This is a genomic window from Pseudomonadota bacterium (assembly GCA_008501635.1).
Taxonomy (GTDB): domain Bacteria; phylum Pseudomonadota; class Gammaproteobacteria; order QQUJ01; family QQUJ01; genus QQUJ01.
Genome location: QQUJ01000017.1, coordinates 50,681 through 63,999, shown reverse-complemented (window position 1 = coordinate 63,999; position 13,319 = coordinate 50,681). Strand labels below are relative to the sequence as shown.

The 13,319-nt window shown below is 62.1% G+C and carries 11 protein-coding genes; all 11 read right to left on the bottom strand.

The genetic code is table 11. The features are described from left to right. Positions 1 to 4: 4 nt before the first annotated feature. Positions 5 to 388 carry an ATP synthase subunit I gene (locus DWQ09_08450; protein ID KAA3628160.1) on the bottom strand — a complete coding sequence of 128 codons (384 nt, stop codon included), beginning with the start codon at positions 386 to 388 and terminating at the stop codon, positions 5 to 7. Between the two features lie 238 nt (positions 389 to 626). After that, the gene (locus tag DWQ09_08445; protein ID KAA3628159.1) at positions 627 to 1,505 is read right to left on the bottom strand and encodes a ParB/RepB/Spo0J family partition protein; all 879 of its coding nucleotides are present in this window, start codon (positions 1,503 to 1,505) and stop codon (positions 627 to 629) included. Between the two features lie 46 nt (positions 1,506 to 1,551). Continuing rightward, positions 1,552 to 2,346, bottom strand: coding sequence for a ParA family protein (locus DWQ09_08440; GenBank protein ID KAA3628158.1), 795 nt, complete (start codon positions 2,344 to 2,346; stop codon positions 1,552 to 1,554). Positions 2,347 to 2,849: 503 nt separating this feature from the next. Continuing rightward, on the bottom strand, positions 2,850 to 3,785 hold the full coding sequence (locus DWQ09_08435) for a hypothetical protein (protein ID KAA3628157.1): 936 nt from the start codon (positions 3,783 to 3,785) through the stop codon (positions 2,850 to 2,852). 39 nt (positions 3,786 to 3,824) lie between these two features. Next, complete coding sequence (locus DWQ09_08430) at positions 3,825 to 4,493, bottom strand: 16S rRNA (guanine(527)-N(7))-methyltransferase RsmG (protein KAA3628428.1); 669 nt, start codon at positions 4,491 to 4,493, stop codon at positions 3,825 to 3,827. Further along, entirely contained in the window at positions 4,486 to 5,112 is a 627-nt protein-coding gene (locus tag DWQ09_08425) for an indolepyruvate oxidoreductase subunit beta (protein ID KAA3628156.1), read from the bottom strand. The genes DWQ09_08430 and DWQ09_08425 overlap by 8 nt, the downstream gene beginning before the upstream one ends. A gap of 21 nt (positions 5,113 to 5,133) precedes the next feature. Further along, complete coding sequence (locus DWQ09_08420) at positions 5,134 to 6,981, bottom strand: indolepyruvate ferredoxin oxidoreductase (protein KAA3628155.1); 1,848 nt, start codon at positions 6,979 to 6,981, stop codon at positions 5,134 to 5,136. Positions 6,982 to 7,000: 19 nt separating this feature from the next. Beyond that, positions 7,001 to 7,468 (bottom strand): hydroxyphenylacetyl-CoA thioesterase PaaI, encoded by a 468-nt coding sequence (paaD, locus tag DWQ09_08415; protein KAA3628154.1) that lies wholly within the window; start codon positions 7,466 to 7,468, stop codon positions 7,001 to 7,003. Positions 7,469 to 7,584: 116 nt separating this feature from the next. Beyond that, positions 7,585 to 9,663 carry a DUF2207 domain-containing protein gene (locus DWQ09_08410; GenBank protein KAA3628153.1) on the bottom strand — a complete coding sequence of 693 codons (2,079 nt, stop codon included), beginning with the start codon at positions 9,661 to 9,663 and terminating at the stop codon, positions 7,585 to 7,587. A 1-nt stretch (position 9,664) separates the two neighbouring features. Continuing rightward, on the bottom strand, positions 9,665 to 10,171 hold the full coding sequence (locus DWQ09_08405; protein ID KAA3628427.1) for a LemA family protein: 507 nt from the start codon (positions 10,169 to 10,171) through the stop codon (positions 9,665 to 9,667). A 246-nt stretch (positions 10,172 to 10,417) separates the two neighbouring features. Further along, positions 10,418 to 13,120: a GNAT family N-acetyltransferase gene (locus DWQ09_08400; GenBank protein ID KAA3628152.1), complete on the bottom strand. Its 2,703-nt coding sequence runs from the start codon at positions 13,118 to 13,120 to the stop codon at positions 10,418 to 10,420. Between the last annotated feature and the right edge of the window lie 199 nt (positions 13,121 to 13,319).

Genomic DNA, 13,319 nt, shown 5'->3' with positions numbered 1-13,319 from the left:
CAGTTCAACCGTGCGTCGATTTGCCTAGCCCAAACAGTGCCATCAGCCCTACCGCGAAACCAACCATCAGCGGCAGAGGCATCAACTTCAGCACCCCCATACCCAGCGCAAACAGCATCCCGACCAGCAGGTAGCGCTCGATAACCGTACGGATCAGAACCCGCATACTTTGATGCGCGTTCAGTACCTTGCCCTTCGCGGTCTGCGTCGCGCGCCACGCCAGCAGACCGGAGTTGGCGCATGCGATACCGCCGCCATAGGCCGCAGCAGCCGCTTCCGCCACCCCTTTCAGGGCAAAATAGATCGTTGCCACCACACCCAGCAGGACCAACTGAGTCAACAACAGGCGGCGCAAACGGCTTTGCAGGGCGTGCGCCTCGATAGTCATCTGCGCAAGTCCTGGAGCGCGGGGCAACGACAAGATTTCATTTGAAAAGCGAGGTCGAAATGGACCACGTTTCCGGCGCGCGAAGTATAAGTGCACTGCAACATGAGGTCAATAATGAGGGTATAAAAACCCTTCATAATTGCCCCAGATGGCGCTCATCGTGGGGCAAACGGGGCACAAAATGACCGTTTTTCGAACACTACGCCGCTCGGCGGTACGATGGTGAGGTGCAGCAGTTCTACTTGAGATGATTCAGAATCCCGTCCAGTTCATCCACGCTGTTGTACTGGATCACCAGCTTCCCCCGGCCGCTGGCCGCATGCTGGATATTGACCTTGGCACCCAGCCGTTCGGCCAGATCATCCTGCAGCCGCAGGATGTCGGGATCGACCCGCGCCGGCTGCCTGGCCGGTTGTTCGGCCTCTCTCTGCAGCTTGCGCACCAGCTGTTCGGTTTCACGCACCGACGAGCCGCGTGCTGCCACCTTGCGCGCGACTTCGCTCTGCTGGCGCCCGTTCAGACCCAACAGCGCCCGGGCATGGCCCATTTCCAGCTCTCCGGCCTCGACCAAGCGCTTCACGTCTTCATTGAGATCCAGCAAGCGCAGTAGATTGGAGACCGCGGCGCGGGAACGGCCCACCGCATCGGCCGCCTCCTGGTGGGTCAGGCCGAACTCATCGATGAGACGATCCAGTGCCTGAGCCTCCTCCAGTGGGTTGAGATTCTCACGCTGGATGTTCTCGATCAGCGACATGGCGATCGCTGCCTGATCGGGCACGTGACGCACCACGACCGGCACTTCCTGCAACCCCGCCAGTTGGGCCGCCCGCCAGCGACGCTCACCCGCGATGATCTCGAAGCGACTCCCCTCGATGGGCCGTACCACGATCGGCTGCACCACGCCCTGGGCCTTTATCGAGCTGGCCAGGTCCTCAAGGCTCTCTTTGTGCATGTTATGGCGCGGCTGGTATTTGCCGCGCTGCAGGAGGTCCACCGACAGGTTGCGCAGCTCGCCATCGACAGACGCACCCTCACTGCCCGATCCTTGGGCTGGCGGGCTGACACCGGCCAGTAAGGCATCGAGTCCGCGCCCCAGGCGACGTTTCTTCGTTGTCATGTTGAACCCTGCATCAAAGCTCGTTGGGTGGAGGAACCGGAGTGTGTCACGCGCTGGCTTCGGCGACGGGTGGCAACTCACCATTGCGTTGCAGCAGCTCCCGGGCCAGGGAAAGATAGGCCAGGGCCCCGCGTGAGGTTTTGTCATAGAGAAGCACGGGAACACCGTGACTCGGTGCCTCGGCCAGGCGCACATTGCGCGGCACGATGGTGCGGTAAACCTTGTCGCCGAAGTGCTCTTCGAGCTGCGCGGCGACGTCAGTGGAAAGGTTGTTGCGCGGATCGTACATGGTGCGCAGCAGTCCCTCTATCTTCAGCCCGGGATTGGCTGCGGCGCGGATCTTTTCGACAGTCTGCAGCAACGCGGTCAGACCCTCGAGCGCGTAGTATTCGCACTGCATGGGGATCAGCACCCCCTGCGCCGCGACCAGCGCGTTGACGGTGAGCATATTGAGCGACGGCGGGCAGTCGATGATGATGTAATCGAAGTCATCGACCACCGATGCCAGGGCGATGCGCAGGCGGCTCTCGCGCTCCGGCATCTCCAGCAGCTCCACCTCCGCCGCCGTCAGATCGCCGTTGGCGGGCAGCAACTTGAAGCGGCAACGTCCCGCCTGAACCAGGCCCTGAGAAACCGTTGCGTCACCCACCAGCACATCGAGTGTCGACAGCTCGATCGCGTTCTTTTCCACCCCGCACCCCATGGTGGCATTACCCTGCGGATCCATGTCGACCAGCAGCACGCGGCGCTTCACGGCCGCCAACGAGGCCGCCAGATTGATACTGGTGGTGGTCTTGCCGACACCGCCCTTTTGATTGGTGACGGCGATGATTCTGCCCATGACTCTCCCTTGCTCCCATCGTCGGACGATTTTGGGACCGGATACCTTACCACGCGCCCCGGATTACAGCGAGCCACGCGCACGGCGCGTCAATAGCCGACCACATTGCATTGAAATCAAGATCCGACGGTCATCGGCTATCCGGCCCTGCCTCGCCCCGGCCAACAACCGGGTTCCCGCTCCGCACAGGGCAAGAGTGTGGCGCCCGCAGGCGAACGTTCGCGGGCGCGCAAAGCGTACCCAGATGAATTTGTTTTTACTTAAGGCCAGTGGAGAAGATCCAATGAGAAAGACCTTATTGACCAGCGCAGCGGTGCTGCTCATGAGCGCCTCGTCGGCCTGGGCGGCAGACGACCTTTTGGCAATGGCGCGCCAGCACTTCAAACCCATCCCCTCGATCATTCCGTCAGTAAAAGACAACGCCGTGACGCGTGAAAAGGCAGAGCTGGGCATGTAGCGCTGCCCACAGAGATCGGCGGGGTGCGCGCCCGCTGTTTTTCACGTCAGCGGTCCAACTCCAACGGGATATAGGGGACTGCCGTAAACTGATCACCCGATACCTCGCGACCGATGCGGTTGAAATGATCGATCACCAGGTTGGCCAGCACGTAGGCGCCCGGGTTGGTCCAGGCGTGGAAACCGTCGAAGAAGAGGTCTGATTTTCTGAAATCGACCTTCACCCCATTGACGTCATAGTGAAACACGCCCTCCGGGGTATCGTGCAGTGCAGAGAACATCTCGTAGGCGGGCAGTACGTGCAGCTTGGGATACTCCCGCTCCAGTTCACGCAAATAGACGTTGAGCTTGCGGTTCTCTTCACGGCACACCTCGTAGTCGGGAAACGCCTTCTCCCAATCCTCCGCCCAGTCATCGGACCGGCAGTCGAAATAGATGCTGCCCGTCAGCACGGTGGGGCGGTGCCGGGCGGTGCGCTGAAATTCGAATTCGCCCCCCTCGCTGCAGTCGATCAATTCACTCGCGCAATCCATCAGCAGCATGAGGATGTATTTCTTCAGGTCGGGTTTGGCCTTCTCCGCGTACTGCATCTTGACGTAGTGGTAGGGGAAATCCATGGCGACGATGAGATTCGGCCGCAGCTCTTGCAGCGAATCAAGAATGCTGCTGTTGAGCTTGATGACAAAGAGAAAATAGAAATCGGAGTCGTACTGCGCGTCCGCCAGACACATCTGATCCCGGATCAGCGAGGGGAAGGAGGTGGAGAAGAGCCCGTGCGAGACGGAGGCGCCGATCGCGTAGAGCGGGCCCATGGCGCGCAGCCGCTTGGCCAGCTGCGGATCGCGGCAGTGAGTGTTGAGTGACGTTGCGTGATATTCGAGCCTTTCGACACCGGATTCACCTTGGTACACGACGCTGGAGGTGCAGCCCGCGATTACCGCGAACGCCATGCCGTGCAAAAGGGTTTTGATGGCAGAATGCATCGATCGCCTCAGTCTTTTTTGTTTTGGCTACCGAACGAGTCAGCGACGCTCGTCACTGGCTTGACCGCGCACCGGCCGATTGATTCGAATCAAATGGCGCTCGCCCGCGAGACCCGGCACCTCAAGGCGAATAATCTCAGCGACGCGCCACGGTTCGGAAACACAGGACAGCTCAACCTCGTTCTGCACGCCTTTCATGGCGAGCAGCACACCGAAATCCGCGCAATGCCGCCCGGCCAGTTGAACAAAATCCGCGATGCGGGAAAAGGCACGCGAAACAATGGTGTCGAACGGCCTGTCGGGTTGGTAGTCCTCGACGCGCGCCTGCACCACCTCGATGTTGGCGATGCCGAGCGCGATGACCACCTGGTGCAGAAAGCGTGCACGCTTGGCCTGGCTGTCGAGCAGCACAAAGTGCCGCTGCGGCTGCGCCAGCGCCAGGGGAACGCCCGGCAGCCCCGCACCGGTGCCCACATCGAGGATGCGTTCGCCTTGTAGATAAGGGGCTACCGCCAGGCTGTCGAACAGATGGCGCACGACCATCTGCGCGGGATCACGGACAGCGGTCAGGTTATAGGTTCGGTTCCACCGGGCGAGCAGATCACGGAAAGCGAGCAGTTGCGTCTGCACCGCCTCGGGGAGCGCAAGATCCAGGGCATCGAGGCCTTGCGTGAGCCGTTGGCGATCGTCGCTCACCGGTTCAGGCAGAGGCTTCGATCCCGGCGGCGGCCCGCGCCGCGGCACGACCCGCTTCGAAGGCGCGCTCGTTGAGCTCGGCCAGCTCAGGCTTTCTGGCCCGGAAGCGCTCGACGATGCGCTTTTTCAGTACTTCGGCATCGAAGGGCAGGTAGTCGGCGATCGCCCCCAGCATGATGGTATTGACGAGCCGCAGATTGCCCAGCTCTTTCGCAATCGACCCGGCGTCAAAATCGTAGACCTTGACCCCCGCGTTGCGGATCTCGTCGATCGCATCCACGGGATAATCGAAAACGCCGCTGGATACGACCGGCGGCACCAGCTCCAGGGTATTGACCATCACTACGCCACCCGCTCGCAGATGACCGCTCCAGCGCAGGCCCTCTGCCGCTTCGAAGGCCAGCACGATATCGGCGGAACCCGCGGTAATGACCGGCGAAATCACCCGCGGGCCAAACCGCACATGCGAAGTGACCACGCCACCGCGTTGGGCCATGCCGGCGACCTCGGTCTTTTTGACATCGTAGCCCATGTCGATGGCCGCTTCGGCGAGGATCTCCGCGGCGGTCATGACGCCCTGGCCGCCGGTGCCGACGACCATGATATTGGTAATCTCGTTGCTCTCGCTCACGCTATTTCGTTTCTCTTGCTCTCAGGCGGACTGAATGGAAATAGTCGGTACTATGGCCTCGGGCGCGCAGGTCTTGACGCACATGTCGCAGCCGGTACAGGCGGCAGTTTCGATGCGCACGAAGGAGAGGTCGACCACCTTGCCGCTCGGCTTGGTCTCCTTTTCGCGTCGCGTCACCGTGATCGCCGGACAGCCGACATCGAGGCAGTTGCCGCAGCCGGTACACTTCTCTTCGGCGACACGCAGCGGCGGCACCGGCTGGTAGAAATCGACGAGCACACAGGGCCGGTCGGTGATGATCACCGAGGGTTCGGGAATCCTGGTCTCCTCGCGCAGCGCCTTGAACAGCGTCGGCAGCTCGTAGGGATCGACAACCCGGATGCGCTCCTTCTTCACACCCAGCGCCTCCACCAGCCGGGCGAAGTCAACGCGCGGCGCCTCGTTGCCCCGGATATCGCGACCCGTGCCGGGATGATCCTGGCCACCGGTCATGCCGGTGGTGCGATTGTCGAGCAGCAGCACCGTCACATCGCCCCGGTTGTAGACGATATCGAGCAGCCCCTGCATGCCCATGTGCAGGAAGGTCGAATCACCGATCACCGCAACCATGTGCTTGTTGGCGTCGTGCGGGGTACGCCCCTTGTCGAGACCCAGCGCCACACCCATGGAGGCGCCCATGGCGATGGTGGTATCCAGCGCGTTCCAGGGCTGTCCGGCGCCCAGGGTGTAACAGCCGATGTCACCCGAGATGGTGACATTGCGAATCCGCGAGAGCGTAAAGAAAACACCCATGTGCGGGCAGGCCGGGCACATGGTGGGCGGGCGCGGAAAGACCGCCATCTGCTTCAGCTCCGCTTCGGATACCGCCTCGCCCAGCAGTCCCTTGACGGCCGGGCGGAGGATATCGGGCGTCAGCTCACCGGTGCGCGGCAGGATGTCCTTGCCATGAACCTCGATGCCGGCCGCCTTGAGTTCGAGCTCCATCAGCGGTTCGGTCTCCTCGACCACTACCAGATGCTCAACCTGATCAGCCAGGGTACGCACCTTGCGCAACGGCAGCGGATAGCCGATCCCCAGTTTCAGCACCGGCGCATCAGGCCACGCCTCTTTGATGTGCATGTAGGCCGGACCCGAGGTGAGAAAACCGACCCGCTTGTCGCTGCCCTCTTCCAGCCGGTTGAGTTCGGTGGTTTCCGCATGCTCGGCCAGCTTCGCCTCGCGCTCGTACATCAGCGGCAGGCGGCGCTTGGCGTTGCCGGGCACCATCACCCAGTGCGCCGCATCCTTGACGAATCCCGTCTCCTGTTTGGGTGCGACGCGCTCGCCCACCGTCACCATGCCCTTGACGTGGCAGATGCGCGTGGTCATACGCAAAATGACGGGTGTCTGAAACTGCTCGGACAGCTCAAAAGCCTGGCGCATCATCGAGTGCGCCTCCTGGGAATCGGCGGGTTCCAGCACCGGAATATGGGCGAAACGACCCCAGAAACGCGAATCCTGCTCGTTCTGCGAGGAAGACATGCCCACGTCGTCAGCCACCGCAATCACCAGGCCGGCGCCGGCGCCGGTCACGGTGAAGGTCATCAAGGCGTCGGAAGCCACGTTCATGCCCACATGCTTCATGGCGCAAAAGGCGCGTGACCCGGCCATGGAGGCACCGATCGCCACCTCCAACGCCACCTTCTCGTTGACCGACCATTCGGCATACATATCGGGGTAGCGGGCGATGTACTCGAGAATCTCGGTGGAGGGCGTGCCGGGATAGGCGGCAGCGACGCGCACGCCGCACTCCCACACCGCGCGGGCGACCGCCTCGTTACCGGACAACAGATGGCGACTTTGCGCCGGTGCCTGAATTACCGCATTCATCTCTACAACCTCTTGGTCATCAGTCGTTGCCGGAGCGCCGCTCCATGGCGTCTGGCATATGCTCGGTGATGGATTCGTTACGCCGATAGACGGTTCCGGTGAACAACCCCACCAGTTCGCCGTTCTGATTGCGCACGTCCACCCGGTAAGTGGCGGTCCGGCCGCCGCAGTTCTCCTCGCTGGCGGTGGCCGTCAGCACATCACCCACCCTGCTTGCGGCAGTAAAAGTGATAGCGGCATTGAGCGCCACCGCAGTCCGTCCGTGGGAGTTGCTGGCCACTGCAAAAGCGAAATCAGCCAATGTGAAGGTGACCCCACCGTGCGTCAGGCCCACGGCGTTGAGCATCTCCTCACCGACGGTCAGTGTGGCCCTGCAACTGCCTGCCCCTACTGCTTCGAGGCGGATGCCCAGCGCCTGGGCGGCGCGGTCGTGCTCGGCCATCCAGTCACCGAGCTGCTGGTAGTCAATTTGCTGATCTGTAGGCATGGGTCAACCGCTGGATTTGGCATCCACCGATGCCGAACAGGCCGTCCATTGTCCTTGCTCGGGAGGCATTTCGCAACAAATGTGGAACCCCATCTTTAGGTGGGCGCAATGCGGTTCTACCAGCCACCACCGCCACCACCACCGCCACCGCCACCCGACGAGCCCCCGCCGCCCGACCCCGAGGAAGAAGAACCGGGCGCGGTGGATGAGCTGGACAGTGCAGAGCCCAGTGAACCTCCGATGGCGGTTGAGAAAGTGCCCATGTTGGAGGGGTTCCAGTGCCTGCCGTGATACCAGCCCGGTTGATACTCGTGACCCTCACGGCCCAGCTTCTGGAACAAGCCCGAGAAACGCTCGGCCCACTGGTTTTCCACACCCAGGGCCAGTGCATAGGGAAGAAAGCGCTCGAACAACTCGGGTGTCTTCTCCGGCGGATTACGGAAATTCATCTCATCCTTCTCCGCCACCTCCAGATAGAGTTTCAGGCCTTCGGCCTTGTCCAGCAGCTTGCGGCCGGCGCGGGTAGGGGCTTTGAGGAGTTGGAAGAACAGCACATTGATGACAATGCCGAGCACCAGTATCACCAGAATCGCGGGAGAGCCCTGGGTAAACAGCAAATAGAAGCCCGCCACTTCCCCCGCCAGGAAGGGCAGAGCAAAGGCCGATGCAAACAGGGCACTGATCCACTCGAGCACCGAACGCGCCCCACGCCACGCACCCCACGCCTGGCGCAGCAGCACGATCACACCGATGCTCCAGAACGAGAGCCACACCGACATGAACAGCCCCACCATCATCTCTTCACCCTCGAGGGTCAGCGCGGTACCCGCCAGGGTGAGGAGCGTAATGATGACCCCCGGAACCATCCAGCCGGTGTTGGTGCGGAAGTAGATCTTGTCGTGATCACGCTTGAGTACCGCTTCGTGCGCGCTGAGTGCCGAGCGGATGCGCGAGTGGTTCTTGCGCTCCAGCACCACGCTGTCTATATAGTTACTCGTCCCCTCGTCAACCGGAGCAGGCTCGTCACTGCCAAAAGTGTCGACACGCTGTTGCAGGATGTGCACGAACAACCGCGGAATCAGGCTCAGCTTATTGCCCTTGTCGCGCAACTCCTCCAGCAGCTTTTCCAACTCGCGCGACTTGCTGGCACTGGGCTTGGTCGAAACGAACAGGGCACGAATCAGCGCTTTCTCGCCGGGCGCCAGATCGTCGGCCTCCTTGCTGGTGCGGAGCAGGACGAAATCCTTGCCCTTTTCGTGGATCTCCACCAGCCCCTTGACGGCCAGATTGACCAGCGCCGCCGCGAAGGTCTTGTGGTCGTAGCCCATGCGTTGCACAAAACGCGTCGAGGCCGGCGAGTAGCCTTCCGGTGGTTCGTAGCGCGGGATGATCACTCCGCTTTCGGGGTCGCGCCCGTAGCGATGCCAGATGGAGAGGTAAAAGATCAGCAGCAGTGTGAGACCCACCGCACCGATCAGGTACGGCACATTGTCTCTAAGCAGATACCACAGCTTTTCCTCGGTGCTGGGCTCGGCGATGTAACCCTTGGGCCAGGCGACCACGATGGTCAGTCCCTCGCGCGGGGCAAAGGAGCGCGTCGAGGAAAAGCGCACTGTCCCGTCGTAGTCCACGACCGCCTCGTAATCCTGCCTCTGATCACCGCGAAAACCTGTATAACCCTCAGGCTTGAGCGCATCGGCGGGAATCGTGGTGGGGAGACGAACCGCCGCGCTCGCGGCGAGGATCGGAAACACCCAGTCGTTGCCGGTCACGTTCCAATAGATTTCATCGTGATCCTGGAAAAAACCCAGCTGACGATCGGTACGATAGCGCAGGGTGTAGGTGTAGACACCCGCGCGCAGATAGCGATCCTTGTGCCCGATGTAAACGCGCACCCCGTTACCCTGCCGCTGGGTGTGATAATCCTCGGGGTTACCGTCACGCAACACCTCGGCAACACTGAAATCGACCCGATAGCGGTTGCCGAAGCGGTCCTTGTAGTCGGTGGGAAAATCGCGGTAGATGCCGCGTTTGATCTCCTGGCCTTCGGCCTTCACACGGATGGTTTCGGTTACCACCATGGAGGCGTCGGGAAACACCTGGATGTCGCTGTGAAAGGAGAGGATCTGTTCGCGCGCCGATGCCGCGTGGACAAATCCCAGTACGAGCACCAGCATCCCCAGGCAGCGTTTCACATCAGACCTCCATTTCGAAATAGGCTGCCGGTCGAAAGCGGAACGAACCGGCGATCAAGGTATCGGGGAAAGAGTCAATACGGGTGTTGAGGTTGCGCACGGCGCCATTGTAATAACGCCGTGCGTACTGAATATGATCCTCCACCGCGGAGAGCTGCTGCTGCAGGTCGAGAAAGCTACGATTGGCCTTGAGATCGGGATACTGCTCGGCCAGGGCGATCAACTTGCGCAGCCCGGAACCGATCTGGCCCTCGGTGGCGGCGAGGCGGGAAACATCCTGCGTGCGCTCGGCCTCAACCCGCAGTTCCGTCACGGTGGTCAGCGTCGCCTGCTCGTAAGCCGCGTACTGCCTGACGGCATCGATCAGCTTGGGGATGAGATCGTGGCGGCGTTTCAACTGTACGTCGATATCGCTCCAAGCGGCGAGCACGCGTGCGCGATCCCGAACCAATAAATTGTAGATTGCGATCGCCCATACCAGCAGACCGATGCCGATGAGCCCTAACAACCACTCCATGGCTCCCCCTGTTTTTCGTTATTCAGTGGTGATGATCATGCCAGCCAACACACTTTTCACCAACCTTCTTCCCTTTCGGTCGGCTTTGCCCGCGGCTGACACACCTCCCTTCCACATCTTTCTGTCTGGCACGCGCGCCTATTCGCTTTGAACGGAAGTGACTCTCTGATTGATACCGTTTCCCGCCCACCGCACCGGGCGTTATCTGTGCTGCCCAACTACTCCAGCCGTTGAGATCTAAGCAGGTGCCGCGCTGGGTTGGTTGAGCACAAGGCGCACCTCCACCGCATCGTCGCTCTCCAGGGCGTGGACCTCGAAACCCGTTGACTTGGCAAGCCCCAGCATCCCGTGATTATCGTCGAGCACCTGGCCGATCATCTCGCTCGTGCCGCGCGCCCGACAGTAGTCGATCATCTTCACCAGCAGGCGCTTGCCCAGTCCCTGCCCCTTGAGATCGGAACGCACCACGATGGCAAATTCCGCGCGCAGATTGTCGGGATCGGTGACCGTACGCACCACGCCCAGGGTTTCTCGCTGCCCCTGGTCATCGGTTCCGGCGGCGATGAACGCCATCTCGCGGTTGTAATCGATTTGGGTGAGTCGCGCCATCTGCGAGTGGGGCAGTTCGCGCACCTGACCGAAGAAACGGAAGCGGATATCCTGCGGTGTGAGTCGCGAGATGAAGACGTGATGTTCAGGTTCGTCCTCCGGGCGGATCGGGCGCAGCAATACCTCTCGGCTGTTGCGCATCGTAAAGGGCTCTTCCAGATCCTGAGGGTAGGGGCGAATCGCCAATCGGGAAGCTCCCGGATGCGCGGCGGGGGCGACGACCACGCGGGCATCCAGTGCCACCACTCCGTGCTCATCGGCGAATAGAGGATTGATGTCCAGCTCGCTGATCTCCGGGAGATCCACCAGCAGCTGCGAGACGCTCAACAGCGTGAGTTCGATGCCTTTCAGGTCAGCGGGCGGCGTATCCCGATACCCTTGCAGCAGGCGGTAGATACGTGTGCGCGACATCAGTTCCCGCGCCAGATTGAGGTTGAGCGGCGGCAGCGCAAGAGCGCGATCGCGGATCAGCTCGACCGCGGTTCCACCCTGGCCGAACAACAGCACCGGACCGAAAAGGGGGTCGGTCGTGGCGCCGACCACCAACTCCCAGGCACCGGCGCGACGCACCATCTCCTGCACGGTAAAACCTTCGATACGCGCATCGGGCAAACGCTGCTCCACCCTTTGCAGCATCGCTTCGGCCGCCGCCGTGGTGGCTGTTTCGCCCTCCAGATCAAGTACTACGCCCCCGACATCGGATTTGTGGGAGATGTCTTGGGAGAGAATCTTTAGTGCCACCGGTTTTCCGAACTCGGCCGCCAATTGCCCGGCCTCCCTGGGATCGCGGGCAATCCTCGTCTCTACCACCGGTACGCCGTAGGCGCGCAACATCTCTTTGGCTTCGGGTTCGGTCAGCAGCTTGTCGCCGCGGGCCAGTACCCCGTCGATGATGCGTTGTGCGGAACCGGTGTCCGGAGTGAACACCTCTGGAACCGATGGCGGCGTCTCCATCAGCATCTCCTGATTGCGCCGGTACTCAAGGATCTGGAGATAACCACGCACCGCGGATTCAGGCGTGCGGTAACTGCGTAGACCGGCTTCCGACAGCAGTCGGCGCGCACCGCGCACCGCAGAGTCACCCAGCCAGGTGGTCAGTATCGGTTTCTGACCTGTCCTGGCGTTATCCTTCACGGCACGAATCACCTCCTTGGCCACCTCATCGGCTGACAAAACCGCAGTGGGCGCATGCATCACCAGTACCGCGTCCACCCCGGCGTCTTCCAGGATGATGTCGAGCGCGTCGCGATAGCGCTGCCCCGGCGCATCGCCGATCAGGTCGACAGGATTGGCGCGCGACCAGGTGCGCGGCAGCACGGCATCAAGCCGGGCGATGGTTGATTCGGAGAGTTCCGCCAGCTGACCATCAAGCCGGGTCAGTTCGTCCACCGCCATCACCCCCGGGCCACCGCCGTTGGTCACCACCGCCAGGCGCTCGCCCTTCAGGGGCACACCTCGCGCCAGGGTCTCCACAGCGCCGAACAACTCGTTGAAATCGTAGACCCGCAGCATGCCGGCGCGACGTATGGCGGCGTCGAAGACGGTGTCCGACCCGGCCATCGCACCGGTGTGCGACAGCGCCGCCTTCGCCCCCTGTTCGCTACGCCCCGACTTGATCACGATCACGGGTTTGACGCGCGCCGCCGCGCGCCCCGCCGACATGAACTTGCGGCGCTCGCGGATCGATTCCAGATAGAGCAGGATCGCACTGGTCGCAGGATCACTGCCCAGATAGTCGAGCAGGTCACCCACGTCCACATCGGCGGAATCACCCACCGAGATGAAGTGCGAGAAGCCAATGCCTCGCGGCGCAGCCCAATCCAGGACCGCCGTGCAGAGCGCGCCCGATTGCGAGACGAAGGCGATCTTGCCCGCCGTGGCCGGCTGGTGGGCGAAGCTCGCGTTGAGGTGCAGGCCCGGCACCAGCAGGCCCAGGCAGTTCGGCCCGAGGATGCGCATCAGGTGCGGACGCGCCGCGTCCAGCATGGGCTGAACCAGATCCCCGTCGGGGGAATCGCGCAACCCCGCCGTCATCACGACCGCGGCACGGGTTCCGAGATCACCGAGCTGCGCGATGAGCCCCGGGACCGTGGCGGGCGGTGTGCAGATCACCGCCAGATCGGGCGCCTCGGGCAGGCGTCGAATCTCAGGATAGGCCAGCACACCCGCCACCGCGCCGTACTTGGGATTGACCGGCATCACCGGGCCCGTGAATCCACCCTCCAGCAGATTGCGCATCACCAGGTTGCCGATGCTGCGTGATCGGGTCGAAGCGCCGATGACGGCAACCGAACGCGGTCTTAGTAAATACTCGAGGTTGCGGACACTCATTATAAAATCACTCAGGGTCAGGGAAGGGCAGAGGCGGGCCGGCACACCGTTCGCCCTGAAATCCGGACCAGCACCGAGCCCCGCCTAGCGAGCTTAGCCGATCACTGTTGCAATGCAATATGATCAGGGTCAAGAATCGAGAGGGCGTACCGAGCAATTCTGCGCCCTCGGCGCACCGCCTGTCAGCTCGACCGGAAGC

What these genes read in the sequence shown, in the direction of transcription:
- DWQ09_08420 (KAA3628155.1), bottom strand. Translation starts at nt 6,981, where the DNA reads ATGAATGCGGTAATTCAGGCACCGGCGCAAAGTCGCCATCTGTTGTCC.
- DWQ09_08445 (KAA3628159.1), bottom strand. Translation starts at nt 1,505, where the DNA reads ATGACAACGAAGAAACGTCGCCTGGGGCGCGGACTCGATGCCTTACTG.
- DWQ09_08440 (KAA3628158.1), bottom strand. Translation starts at nt 2,346, where the DNA reads ATGGGCAGAATCATCGCCGTCACCAATCAAAAGGGCGGTGTCGGCAAG.
- DWQ09_08450 (KAA3628160.1), bottom strand. Translation starts at nt 388, where the DNA reads ATGACTATCGAGGCGCACGCCCTGCAAAGCCGTTTGCGCCGCCTGTTG.
- DWQ09_08400 (KAA3628152.1), bottom strand. Translation starts at nt 13,120, where the DNA reads ATGAGTGTCCGCAACCTCGAGTATTTACTAAGACCGCGTTCGGTTGCC.
- paaD (KAA3628154.1), bottom strand. Translation starts at nt 7,468, where the DNA reads ATGCCTACAGATCAGCAAATTGACTACCAGCAGCTCGGTGACTGGATG.
- DWQ09_08435 (KAA3628157.1), bottom strand. Translation starts at nt 3,785, where the DNA reads ATGCATTCTGCCATCAAAACCCTTTTGCACGGCATGGCGTTCGCGGTA.